The organism is Paenibacillus sp. VMFN-D1, assembly GCF_003386155.1.
In the GTDB taxonomy this organism is placed as follows: domain Bacteria; phylum Bacillota; class Bacilli; order Paenibacillales; family Paenibacillaceae; genus Paenibacillus_AQ; species Paenibacillus_AQ favisporus.
On record NZ_QRDU01000001.1, the window covers coordinates 1708167 to 1721213 of the forward strand.

The 13047-nt window shown below is 49.0% G+C and carries 12 protein-coding genes; 1 reads left to right on the forward strand and 11 read right to left on the reverse strand.

Annotation, left to right across the window (positions count from 1 at the left end):
* Positions 1–186 precede the first annotated feature (186 nt).
* Positions 187–966 (forward strand): DJ-1/PfpI family protein, encoded by a 780-nt coding sequence (locus tag C7820_RS08000; RefSeq protein ID WP_116230490.1) that lies wholly within the window; start codon positions 187–189, stop codon positions 964–966.
* A 221-nt stretch (positions 967–1187) separates the two neighbouring features.
* Here the strand turns inward: C7820_RS08000 and C7820_RS08005 are convergent, their stop codons facing one another.
* The 11 genes from C7820_RS08005 to C7820_RS08055 all read right to left on the reverse strand — a co-directional run bounded on the left by C7820_RS08005 (position 1188) and on the right by C7820_RS08055 (position 12901).
* The gene (locus C7820_RS08005) at positions 1188–2042 is read right to left on the reverse strand and encodes a phosphotransferase (protein WP_181908967.1); all 855 of its coding nucleotides are present in this window, start codon (positions 2040–2042) and stop codon (positions 1188–1190) included.
* A 238-nt stretch (positions 2043–2280) separates the two neighbouring features.
* Positions 2281–2925 (reverse strand): SDR family oxidoreductase, encoded by a 645-nt coding sequence (locus tag C7820_RS08010; protein ID WP_116230492.1) that lies wholly within the window; start codon positions 2923–2925, stop codon positions 2281–2283.
* 274 nt (positions 2926–3199) lie between these two features.
* Positions 3200–3676 carry a Cys-tRNA(Pro) deacylase gene (gene ybaK, locus C7820_RS08015; RefSeq protein WP_116230493.1) on the reverse strand — a complete coding sequence of 159 codons (477 nt, stop codon included), beginning with the start codon at positions 3674–3676 and terminating at the stop codon, positions 3200–3202.
* Between the two features lie 184 nt (positions 3677–3860).
* Entirely contained in the window at positions 3861–4850 is a 990-nt protein-coding gene (locus C7820_RS08020; protein WP_116230494.1) for a phage baseplate protein, read from the reverse strand.
* Between the two features lie 246 nt (positions 4851–5096).
* Positions 5097–6731, reverse strand: coding sequence for a thiamine pyrophosphate-binding protein (locus C7820_RS08025; protein ID WP_147306266.1), 1635 nt, complete (start codon positions 6729–6731; stop codon positions 5097–5099).
* A complete protein-coding gene (locus C7820_RS08030) occupies positions 6728–8335 on the reverse strand; it encodes a two-component system sensor histidine kinase NtrB (protein WP_116230496.1) in 1608 nt (535 codons plus the stop codon). Before C7820_RS08030 ends, C7820_RS08025 begins: the two co-directional genes overlap by 4 nt.
* A gap of 216 nt (positions 8336–8551) precedes the next feature.
* On the reverse strand, positions 8552–9430 hold the full coding sequence (locus tag C7820_RS08035; RefSeq protein ID WP_116230497.1) for a hypothetical protein: 879 nt from the start codon (positions 9428–9430) through the stop codon (positions 8552–8554).
* Positions 9431–9654: 224 nt separating this feature from the next.
* Positions 9655–9867: a hypothetical protein gene (locus tag C7820_RS08040; protein WP_076165586.1), complete on the reverse strand. Its 213-nt coding sequence runs from the start codon at positions 9865–9867 to the stop codon at positions 9655–9657.
* A gap of 153 nt (positions 9868–10020) precedes the next feature.
* The gene (locus C7820_RS08045) at positions 10021–11040 is read right to left on the reverse strand and encodes an ABC transporter substrate-binding protein (RefSeq protein WP_116230498.1); all 1020 of its coding nucleotides are present in this window, start codon (positions 11038–11040) and stop codon (positions 10021–10023) included.
* 16 nt (positions 11041–11056) lie between these two features.
* On the reverse strand, positions 11057–11818 hold the full coding sequence (locus C7820_RS08050) for an ABC transporter ATP-binding protein (protein ID WP_116230499.1): 762 nt from the start codon (positions 11816–11818) through the stop codon (positions 11057–11059).
* Positions 11819–11821: 3 nt separating this feature from the next.
* On the reverse strand, positions 11822–12901 hold the full coding sequence (locus C7820_RS08055; protein WP_258875163.1) for a FecCD family ABC transporter permease: 1080 nt from the start codon (positions 12899–12901) through the stop codon (positions 11822–11824).
* Between the last annotated feature and the right edge of the window lie 146 nt (positions 12902–13047).

Here is a 13047-nt window from a genome sequence, read left to right on the forward strand (position 1 = left end):
TGTTCTCGTTCTGGAGTCAAGATTTTCATATTTTCATGGTTCCATGTATTGTGAGGAGTTGTTGATCCTTTTGTGACTTTTATAGAACGCCGTTTGTGATATTCGCTTGATATGATTTTACTGCTAATAAAAAACGCATGAGCTATATTGCCTGAGCTTGGTGCGAAGAGAAAGGAAGATTCAGAAATGAGAAAGATGTTTGCGTTATTTTTGTCATTAGCATTAGTACTCAGTCTGGCTGTCCCCGCCGCAAGTGCGAATGCTGCACCAGACAATCAAAACAGGAAGGATAATCTTCATGTTCAGGTCGTGCTGTTCGATGGATTCGATTTGCTCGACGCCTTGGCGCCCTATGAAGTATTTACCGCTGCGGGCATGTATTCCGGTGACAAAGTGACGGTCGAACTGGTGTCCGCAGAAGGCAAGCGTTCTGTTCCGAGCGGGCTGGGCGGACCCTCTCTGGAAGCGAAATCCAAGCTGGACCCCCATCAACCGGGAATTATTGTGGTGCCTGGTGCTGCCGGCAAGCCGGCGGGAAATACTCCGGATACCATTCCGAACCTTCTTTGGAAGGCGAAGCAAACGTCCTTAACCAGCATGATCAAACAGGCAATGGACGATAAAGAAGTGACGGTAGCAACGGTATGCGGAGGTTCCTTATTGCTTGCGATGGATGGACTGCTGAAAGATCGGCATGCCGTAACCAATCCGATTGGCATGGCTGCGTTAGGTGCCGCGGGCGCAATCCCGGTAGAGGCCAGAGTCGTTGAGGATGGACCACGCCTGGTCAGCGGCGGAGGCGTGACTTCGGGATTGGACGTAGCTCTATACTTGGTCGAACGCGAGTTGGGGCCGCAGATCGCTAACGCTGTAGAAAACTTATTCCAGTACGAGCAGCGCGGCACAGTCTGGAAAGCCGAAGGCACAGTGCCCATCGACTTTTTCAAGAATACGGCTGTAAAATGAGCGAACGCTGTTCCTATAATAAGGTCAAAGATCGTCGTCTGAGCTGAAAATGTAGTTATGAACATAATAAGACACCTCTAAAATGCCTCATGGGCATGTATGAGGTGTCTTTTAATTAACGTATCAGGAACGTTTCGGTCGAGACGAGCTGCATCAGCATGATAGAGGTAAGTTCGCACGATGCCCGGTAGCTTTTGTTATCGGGGTTGGTCGCTGCTAAGTTAGATCTGCTTCAGCTCGAGGTCGCGAGCAATTTCGGCAATAAGGCTGTCGAACCACGGCTTCCCCTGAGGAACCCATTTCCTGGCCGCTTGGGCATACCATGCGACATGCAGGAAATGATAGATTTGCATAATGCCGATCGGGACGTAACGAACAGGATCAATACCCAGCGAATGTAATAAAGCTGCAGCATCCAGCGATACCGGCCCCCGAATCGGGCGCTGCCAGTCGAGGACCCGGTACCCGTCGTTTGTCACCAGCACATTTTCCGCTTTAAGGTCTGCATGAACATATCCTGAAGGTGAACGGAGTTCGGTAAGCAATGCCGGGGCTTGACTCCACTCGCGCAGTTTGTTGACCTTGCCGATGTCCACTTCCTTGAAGCTTCCTTCATGGATACATTCGGAAATATCATGAAGAGCACCCTCGATATATGCGGCCCATCCTTCTTCCGTACTGATGTCGAACATGGCAGGCAAATCTCCATGGATCTGTGAGATCATGTCTATCAGCTCATTGGCGATGCTGGCTGCCTCCGAATCTTTTAAAGGAATGTCCTTCAGCCGCGGCGCCTGGATTTCTTCCATTAGCATAGCCGTCATATTGTCCTTCGCTTCGATCACGCGAACCGGCACCAGGAGCGGAGATTGGGCACGAGCATAAAATTGGACTTCCAGCGTCGGCGGAGCCTGAACTTTATAAATGTAACGGTCTCCCTGCTCCGTAACCATGCGCTGAACACACGATAATGGCCATTCATGGATGGTGATCCGTTGTGAGACCGGGCTTCCTAGATATTCTGCCAGTTCTTCGTCGTCGTGAAGCAGCAAGTTAAACGATGGATGACGATGCATAAGATCCTCCGTTCCTTCTGAAAATACTTGGCTTAGTGGTCCTGGAAAACAGTAGCGGTAAACAATTTGATATTCTTTTTTACTTCGTGATAACGATCGGTTATCCTCCTTGATCCATTCGACCTTTTCCCTTAGTGCCACGCTCATGGGACTGAGTAGCAGGCATGAAGCTACAGAAAAAAGCCGCTTATTCAGCGGCTTCAATAACTTGGTTTATCTAGAAATTCTCTAAGATATGTTAGAGCGCGTCTAATGCTTGCTTTATTGGGGTTTCGCCACGAATTATATCAAAAGCTTTACCGACGGTATGAGGATTTTCCAATGATGCTAGTATAGCCTCAGCCACATCTTCACGGGGAATTGTCCCCCGATCCAGGTCAACCGCCGCGGTGACCTTCCCCGTTCCGGGTTCATTGATCAGCCCTCCTGGGCGAACAATCGTATAATCCAGGCCGCTCTGCTCGAGCCAAATATCCGCATAATGCTTCGCGGCGCTGTAGTAAGGCGCACTCTCCATCCAAAGCTCGCGGCGATGGGTCCCGATCGCGCTCACCATGATGAAGCGGCGCACCCCAGATTGTTTGGCAGCCTCCACCGACTTGATTGCACCATCCAAATCAATCATCATCGTCTTATCGGCTCCTGTATGGCCGCCCGAGCCTGCAGTAAATACAACTGCATCCGCCCCCTCGGCAGCGCTGGCAATGTCATCGATACTTCCTTCCAGGTCAGCAAACACCGCTTGCACGCCTTGCTCTTCAAATGCCGCTTTCTGCTCGTCGCTTCTCACCATCGCGATGGCATTGTGCTTGTTGGATTCCTGCAGCTTTCTTACAAGATGCCGGCCAATCTGGCCATTGGCTCCGATAATCAGTACATTCATAATAAATCCTTCCTTTCTTCTATACTTATTATGGATAGATAGGATTGTTTTTAACGCCTTGCTTTCCATATTTGTTATGGATCAGGGCTATCTTTTGGTATAATCATCCTGAGGTGTTTAACGATGGATGGAAAAAGATTTGTACTGATCATGGTGATTGTTTTAGTGTTGATTGGCGGCTTTTTTATCGCATTTATGCAGCTTTTGAGTTCAATAGGCAAAATCTGATTAGACCTGCAGGTTGATGGGTTTGAACCCGTTCCATCATTGCGGGCTAACTGTGCACAAGATCGGCCAGCACTCCCTCCGCAGCTGCCGCTAAGTCCTGCCCACTTAGAAAAATTTGCAGCCCCCGTCTTCCCCCGCTAATGCTGACAACTTCCATGGAGCTTACGGATGTATTCATATACAGCGGATACTTCTTTTTCATGCCCAGTGGAGACACGCCGCCCCGGATATATCCTGTTAAGGATTGAATGTCTTTCACGGGGACCATCTCCACTTTTTTATTGCCGCTTGCAGCGGCCAGACTTTTCAGATTCAGTTCCCGGTCGCCTGGAATACAAGCAGCGATGACCCCTGTCTTATCCCCTTTTAAAATGAGCGTCTTGAACAGCTGGCCGGGCTCCAGCCCTACTTTCGCGGCAACCGTTGCCGCATCCAGCTGATTTTCGTCCCATTCATATTCGTGCAGCGAATACTTGATTTGAAGCGTGTCGAGTATTCGGCAGGCATTCGTCTTGGCTGACAATTTTCTTCACCTTACCTTCGCAATGACAATTCGTTAAATAACTAGCCGTTGAATAGCTACGTACTATTTTAACATGGTAACGGACGCCTGGAAAAATTTCATTATCGCTGTCAATAGAAAAACAACCTGAACCATGCTCAGGTTGTTTTCTGTCTTGTCATCGAACCAGCTAACACGATCGCAATTAAAAAATGCTGTCTGGAACGTAGTAAATTTTCTGGGTATTCTGCTTGCTGTCGGGATTGGTTACGATATTAAAATAAACGTTCCCGTTTTTGTTTTGTACGCCCTCGATTTCATGTTTTCCCACGTTGGTGATTTTCACCAGACTCTTATAAGCTCCTGTGTTAGACATCATAGCAATCTGCGGGATGTTTCCTTCAGCGCCGCCAGACGTATAAATTTCCGTTTTGCCAAGCAGGTCGGCGCCTTGGAAGGAACCGTTCGGTCTCACGATGGCACTGCCCGACTGGGTAAAGCTGGATACACACGCTGCCTTCGCCGCTGCACTATCCAGACGGACCTGCTCGTTGCTGTCCAGCAGCTTGTTCAGTTTAACCGTATCATACACGGACCAGGTGACCTTTCCTTGTTTCGTTTGAACCCGGAAAAAGGTATATGTGCTGTTTCCGCCGCCGTCAACACGGTACGTGTCGCCTAGTCTTGTGCCCTTTTTGTTGGCGTAATTCATATACGTGAACCGGTGAAGGTCCGTATAATCCAGGGTCTTGCCGGCTGAATATTGAAGTCTCGCGACCTGGAGCGACCAATAATTGCTTGTTGAAGGATCGGCTTTTGAGCTGAAGTAAAAATAGTTGATCCCTTTGTAGGTATACATATCCAGCGTTTGCCCGTGACCGGCATTGGTGATCTTCATTTCATCCTTGTATGTAGCGGTATTGCCGTTGATAACCAGTCTGGAAAGATAGACCGTCCCTTTGGACCGCTGGGTAACATATACGTATTTCGAAGCGATATAAGCTTTCTGAACCGCCAGTTTATGATGAAGTCCTTTAAGGTTGTATGCCAGTTTCGCTGAAGCGTTGACGGTTTTTCCCGGCGATGCCGCAAAGGCGGTCAGACTCGACATCCCAAAGAGCAGGATGGAAAGAGCAACGAAGCAGAATAATTTAAAATGCTTGTTCCTTGAGATCAATGACTGAAATGAATACATCTTGTTGATACCTCCATTGAGAGTTATTAGCATTATGCTAATAGAAATAACTGGCTATGAAAACCGTTTTTCAAAGAATTAGGGCTAAATACTCACATGAATTGCCTATATTTGAGATGAACCCAATTCCTAATGCCGCAAAACAATCCTTCCAATCTATCAAAAAAATGAAAATTTGCAAAAATAAAAAAGCGCCATAATGGCGCTTCTCTCGCGTGATCCGTCAATTCGGTATGCAAAAATTTCTTAATCGAGCTTCATTTGCCGGGCCAAGGTGGAAGGGATCTCCTCCTTGTCCACGATCACGTCAAACACAAAAGGCTTATTGAGCTGCAGTGCCTGTTTAAAAACATCTGTAAATTCGCTGAGCGTCGTGCACCGTGCGCTGTCCGCTCCCATTGAAGCCGCATACGCTGCGGCATCCAAAGGCTGCTTAAAGACCGTGCCGTCGGTTCTTCCGGTAAACTCGCGCATCCCTTTTAATGCCATATCCAGCTGTCCGTTATTGATGACGATAAAAATAACCGGAAGCTGCTCGGCGACGCAGGTTGAGATTTCGGAGCCCAGCATAAATAAACAGCCGTCTCCCGTCAAGCAGATGACGTTCTGGTCCCGGTCGGCAAATTTTGTACCAATCGCCATCCCGATCGCATTGGCCATGGAAGCAAAATAGGAATCGAAGAAAAATGTGACCCCCGGCTTTATATCCAGCCAACGAACCGCATGGTACCCATGCGCGCCATCATCGGCAAAAACCGTGGTTCGCTCAGGAATGATATCCCCTACCGCCTGGCAGACTTCTGCGACAGAAAGGGACTGAAGCTCGGGCAGGGGATCATGATACCGCTCACCAACCCGCACGTCATCACTCACGTTTTCATTCGGATACAGGCGCAGCAGCTCCTCGAGATTCGTTGTAATATCGCCGAACACATGCGTATGCTCAGCCTGGATAATCCCGCCCATAAATTCATAAGAGATATCGAACTGAATGATCTTTTGCGGGAAATAAGAGCGATCCAAGCCCGCCAGTGCGGTATCGCTCAATCGCGATCCCATCACCAGCATCAGGTCGACGCCCGACTCCAGCAGGTGCTTGGCTTTTTGGTGTCCGCCCAGACCAAAAGGTCCGTAATATTGTGGATGCATCGAATGGATGCTTCCCTTTCCACCGGGAGTTGTGACGACGGGAACCTGAAACTGCTCGGCGAACCTGGCGAGGGGCTCCTGAGCTCCGGAGAGGACGACCCCTTTTCCTGCCAGAATGACCGGGTTTCGGGCGGCCAGCACCTGATTCACCACATCCGTCAGATTGGTTGCGGCATAGTTTAGACGGCTTGACGGAATATGGATATTCGTCTCGGCTACTGGCGAAATCATCACATCAAATGGGATGCACAGATGTACCGGACCTTTGCGTCCGGTCATGGCTTCGCGAAGCGCATGATTAAGAATCGCCGGGAAGGTATCGGCGCGGGAAACCATCGTGCTGAACAGCGTAACGGGTTTCATAATTTCCGCCAAATCGATGCCGAATAACGAGGAATCCTGGCATTGCGGGATCCCTGTTTCCGCCGCCGACTGATGTCCCGTGATGAAGAGAACGGGAAGGCAGTTCATTTTCGCATGCGCTGCGGCAGTGACCAGATTGGTCCCTCCCGGTCCTGAAGTTCCGACGACCACCCCCAGCTTTTTCCCCGCAAAAGCATAACCTCCGGCTGCAAAACCCGCCCCGCTTTCATGCCTTCCCAGAATAAATTCGATCCCCTGGTTGCCAAATTCCAGAATCACAGGGGCAACGGATTTGCCCGGAATTCCGAAAGCATGCTGAATATCCAGACTGACCAGCGTTTCAACTAAGAGCTCTACGACATTTTTCACACAGGACACTCCTTTAAAATGCCTGACAAAGGTAATCGGATATTGAATTCCGTTCCTGCACCCAATCTGGAATCGACGATGATCTCTCCGTTGTGGTTGTTAATAATGCGGTAGGATACGGATAGACCCAGGCCCGTTCCGTTCTCTTTGGTCGTAAAAAAAGGATTCTGTATTTTTGTGAGGTTTTCAGGACTAATACCGGTGCCATTGTCAGAAATAGTGATGGTTAGATGCTTGTTTTGTATGGTAGATTTTAAGGTTACGGCTTCTTTTGGCTGGGACGCTTCAACGGCATTTTGTAAAATATTGATCAGTACCTGCTTAATTTGCGAAGCATCGGCATACAGGATGTCCTGGTCAAGGGTATGGTAATCCCGGATAAACCGGATATCGTGCAGCGCGGCCTGTCCTTCCATAAAATCAAGCACGCTGTCAAGGAACGGATTGATTTCGATCGGCTTGACGATTGGAAAAGAAGGCTTGGACATCGTGACAAAATCCGATACAAGATTTTTGACGCGCACCAGCTCCTCGTGTACGAAACCCAAATAACGGGTCGTGTCCGGGTCCAGCGGCCGCTCACGGATAATTTGCACAAAGCCCATGATGGAGGTTAGCGGGTTGCGGATTTCATGGGCTAAACCGGCGGCCAGCTTGCCGATGGCCGACAGCTTTTCGCTGACGATGATCTGCTGCTCCAGCAAATAACGTTCGGTAATATCCCGCAGCTGCGCATAGGCGCCTTGGATGATCCCATTTTCAAATATCGGAATGATGTCGGCAAGGCAAACCGTGTGTGTCCCGCCGGCGTGAAAATGAACCTCGATTCCCCGCTGCCGCTGGCCGTTAGCAATCGTTTGCAAAAAAAGCGGTCCGAGCTCCGTAATTTGATAGGAGGACTGTCCGACGGAAATATAATCGGGGATGATGTTTAGGGCGACGTGGTTGAAATCGACTACAATTCCGGATCGGTCAGCCAAAAGAATTCCGGTATCCAAATTGTCGACCATGAGATGGTGCAGATCCAGCTGCCGCTGGTTTGTTTTCCTGAGCTTCAGCTCCCTTCCCATAGATTCCGCCATATTCACAAGCATGGCGAGCTGGTAATTGCTGAAATCAACGATGCTTGTCATCAGGGAGATCGTTCCTTCGCGCACCCCATGATTTCCTGGAACCGAAAAAGGGACGCTGTGGCAGGCCGATTCGTGCAGAACAAGATGATAATGATCCGTTCCCACCGTTTGAAATGGAATTTTGTACTCCAGCGTGATCAGTGTCGCGCATATCCCCACCTCTCTCTCAATCAGCAAGCTCCCTTCTTTAATATTCAGCTGTGAAAGTTGTTCTCTAATAATCCGATCACCGAAGGAATCAATTACCAAACCTTTGTCATCCGTGACGACGAATGAAACCATTTGCCCGTTTAGTAATTGAATCGTGTTCTCTCCAAATCCCTTGGTAACCTCCAGAATGTCGGCATATAGCCGCTTCTGTCTCTGTAGATGCTCTTCGGACACGGTTGTTCGGAGTGAGGGAACATCGGTTGGCTGCATTCCATAGGCGATGCAACGTCGTCGAACCTCGGCGAGGTAATTGTTTTCCATGTGGTCGAACCCCCAAATTACGACTGTACTTCCTATATCTTATAGTAAATCTGGCTTAAGGAATATAAATATTTTGGGGATTAGGCAATATTTTCAAAGTTAATGTCGAACAAACAAAGAGGCCGTCCCCAGGTCTACGGACTCAGGGACAGCCTCTTCATGGTGCCAAAGATAATCACAAATCATCTAAACATACATGGCTTCAAATCACTGATTTCAAATGGCTTCTTCTACCGAAATCGCTCCGACTGAAGAGGAAAGCGTAATGACCGGGCCCCCGCCGTTGAAGTCGGTAGAACCGCTCGATACACCGGAAATGGTTCCGAGTTCGCTCTGAACCTTCAAGGTGCAAGACAAGGAAGTTGCAAGTACCGCTTGGACTCCGCCTACATCGGTACCTACCTGAAGAGTGCTGTCCTTCTCCATTTCCTGGATGTCCACACGGACGCTTCCGGCATCCGATTGGATTCTGGATTTCCCTGCAACATGCGCTCCTTCAACGGTTATACTACCCACACTATTTTCAACCTGATACGATCCGTTCAGGTTTTTCATCGTGATGCCGCCGACATCGTTAACAACCTCATAACCGGTGATCTGATCCGGCACGTTGACGACATACTCGATGAACAGCTCGGATTTCCCGAAACGGGACTCTGCCCAATCCCATAAATCTCGTTTGGGATCTCCCTTTGCATGTGTCACAATTTCCATCGAGCCGTTTTTATCCACAATGGAGGTTTCCGCTTGCTCGGCAATATTGCGGTGAGTTTGATCATTTAAAAACCAGATGGTGGTCTCCACGGTGATCTTATTTCCTGTACCCTGTACGAGAGTGATATTCCCTGCTTTATGGTGAATTTGTACCGATGAATCCGCCCTAACTTCCTGTTCGGCAGTAAGCTGAATGCTGTCACCCTTGCTTTTGATGCTTTCTTCGATACCGCTCACTTTATCCATGACCGTTGTTCCGGCAGTCATTGCCGTTTCGTGCACCCCCTGCTTGAGCTTTTGTGCAGCATCGTCCACGGTTCCGCAGCCTGCGAGCAGCATGACGGCAAGTACGGCGGTCGTCCCTGTGATTATGTTTTTCATTTGTACCCCCAGTTTCTTCCTGTTTGGTTATGTATAATCTTCATTATAAGGAAAATCGCATGGAGCACACCTATCAAAAGGCCAGAGTGATTACTGGACCTTAGTCGAGGATAACGGAATGGACGAGAAGCCCATCAGCCTGCTGCGTATAGATATGAAAGTCTACACGACAAAAAAACAGCCCGGATCGTTCCAGGCTGTCGTTCGGTATGCTAATGACCCATTCAGCTTTTAGACGGAAGCTGTTTTTCGCTGTTTTTGCCAAAGCCGGACTCATACACCGTAAAAAAGGAAATGTTCGAAGTTTGCACCTGATGCTCATTCAATTCTACCCATTCCTCGCTCTTCAGCCTGGAAATTACACCGCTGACGTCATCGGATATAATATTGAGTGCTTCTCCGCCGACAAAATGAATCGTAATACTGGTCTCGCTCATCGCTCCCACCTCCCATTCATTTCCTATTGGCATAGTATGGCCCAGGCTGTTACTTCTTATTTACACAAATCAGAAGGAAGGAAATCTGATGGAGGTACGGCGATTCTGTCGATTACAGAGTGTTGCCATGACGCGCTTCTCTATGATATGAAACTATTTAAACAAGTCAGGATACATTTCTTTAGCCAGCTTTTCCATCCCGTCGATCGTATTGTAGCCATAGCCAAACATATAGTTGTAGTCCACCGCATAGATTTGCTTGTTTTTGATCGCCTTCATGCTTGACAATTTGGGATTTGCATAAAGCGCCTCTTTGAGCTTATCCTGGGTCGTGCCGCCCGTCGTGCTCCAGTCCGGGATAATGAGTACATCAGGGTCTGCCTGAATCAGCATTTCGACGCTGACCTCGCCCGTTTCATTTTTAAAGACGTTGTCCAGTTTGACCATTTTGAACGCATCATTAAAAAATGTTTCTTGTTGGGCTGCGTATACGCTCACTTCCTTCGGATCGCTCATATGGAGATAGGCGAATGTTTTCTCCGCTTGGATACCCGCTAGTTTGGAAGCGATGCCTTCCTGCTTCCCTTTCAGCTCCTGGATGAACGACTCGGCCTTATCTTGTACGTTAAAAATTTCACCTAGATGTTCAATATCTTTGTAAATCGAATCATAGGTTCCCCCTGTAACGGACGATTCCAGAACATAGGTTTTGATTCCCATGCCGTTCAAGGTGTCCACCGTGCCGACTCCCCAATCGGCGTTATCGAATAAGCCGCCCCGTCCGTAAACCAGGTCAGGATTAGTACCCAGCGTAACCTCTTTGCCGACGTACTCGTCGCTAAGGATATTCAGTTTGTTATATTCCGATTCGACCGCTGGATCCGGTGCCCCGAAATTCGCCCCTACCCCGGCAATTTTGTCGCCAAGTCCAAGGTGAAGCAGCAGTTCCGCTGCCGGGCGGGTATTGGCCATGATGCGTTCTGGCGCCTTATCGAATACCTGCTCTTTTTTCTCCCAGGTCGTTCCGCCTTCCGCCTTCGTGAAATTTTCGATCGTTACCGGATAGTGGCTGGCAGCCTGGGCCTCCGGTTCACTGGTTTTCTCCGCCTTTCCGCAGGCGCTAAGCACCAGCATTGCCGCAATCCCGGCAGTCAGCAGCAGATGTTTTTTCACTTGTCTTCCTCCCCTTTTATAGACCATAAGCAAATCCCAACCCGTTCGTAACCGGATTTATATATGTCTTACACTTAATCTGGTACAGCACTTCAATGTTCTCCGGCGTCAGCACCTCTTCAGGCGTGCCATGCGCATATACCTCGCCATGCTTCATGGCATATAGATAATCGCAGTAATGAGCGGCCATTTCCAAATCGTGCAGCGCGGCCAGCACCCCGATATCCAACCCTTTTACACAAGTCAAAATTTCGAGCTGGTACCGAATGTCGAGGTGATTCGTCGGTTCATCCAAAATCATGAATTTGGGCTGCTGCGCGATCGTCCGCGCCAAAATGACCCTCTGCTTTTCCCCGCCGGACAGCGACAAATAGCTGCGCTCTTTATAATCCAGCAAATTCGTTCTCGCCAAAGCTTCTTCCACAATCGCCATATCTTCCGCTTTGTCGGATTCCAGCAGCTTCTTGTGCGGTGTTCTGCCCAGCATGACCATCTGCTGGACCGTTAAATCAAAATTCATCTCATTGAACTGGCCCACGACGCCAAGCCGCTGCGAAACTTTCTTTTCGTTCGTTTTCAGCACATCCAGGTCGTCTAAATAAACGGTCCCTTTCTGCGGAACCAGGCTCTTGTATATGCTTTTCAACAGTGTGGATTTCCCGCATCCGTTTGGACCGATCAGGCCAACGAACTGCCGGTTTTTGACCTGGATCGAAACGTTCTTCACGATATCTTTTTTGCCGATCCGGACATGCATTTCCTTTACGGTCAACTCCATGTCTCACCCTCCGAAATTGTAGCCTTTTTTCACGATCATATAGATAAACAGCGGCGAGCCGATCACCGATGTAATGATCCCGATGGGCAGTTCCACATTATGAATCAGCGTTCTGGATAAAATATCCGACCAGATCAGGAACAATCCGCCCAGCAGCAGCGTTCCTGCCGTCAGCCGCTTATGATCCGCGCCAAAGATCCCCCTGCCGATATGGGGAATGATTAAACCGACAAAACCGATCATGCCTGCATAAGCAACCATCGTACCGGTAATAAGCGCCGCGGCGATCATATAAAACTTGCGGTAGGAACTCAAGTTAATCCCGAGCGTAATGGCTGACTCGTCCCCGAGCAGCATCGTATTGAGCACACGGTGCTGCAATAGGAACAATGCGCAGCCGAGCAGTACAACCGCCGCCATGATTGGCGTTTTATCCCAGCTGGAGGAAGCCAGACTGCCCATGGACCAAAACGTGACAGTCTTGATGCCCTCCGCGTTGTTGGCAAAATAAATGACCAGGCTGGAAAAGGAGCTGCACAAGGCGCCGATGACGACGCCGGATAAGACGAGCTTTACCGATGTCGCTTTGCTTCCGATGCTGGATAACACCAGCACGGCAATAGACGTGACCATGGCCCCGGCAAAAGCCCCGAAGGCGACGCCGAACTGGGACAGCAACGCACCGCTGCCGAATCCGACCAGGATTGCAAAGGTTGCTCCCAAGGATGCGCCAGACGAAATGCCGAGAATATACGGGTCAGCGAGCGGATTTTGCACGACCGCCTGCATGATCGTTCCGCATAAGGAGAGCCCCATGCCGATCAAAAGGGCAAATATGACGCGGGGCATCCGGACCTGCAAAATGATGTTGACGTAGGAGTCGCTCTCGACGTGGCTCATCGATCCCCATTTGCCGTTGGTCAAGGCATGGACGATGATTTCCCACGCCTGCCTGAAAGGAATATGTACCTGTCCAATCGATACGGAAAAGACAGCGGATAACGCGATTAGAATCATCAAGATCAAAATCACTGCATAATAGCCGCTTCCCAACCTAGTCGTTGTTCCTTCCTTCGTATTCAAGAATTCACCTCCTATCGATGCGTACCGATGTCTGTGTATGTAATGATAATGATTATCATTATCGAATATATTAAGGCATATTCTTCCGCATGACAATCCCTAGTTGAAAAAATAAGTAGGGTTTTATGTTCTCACAAAATAATAAA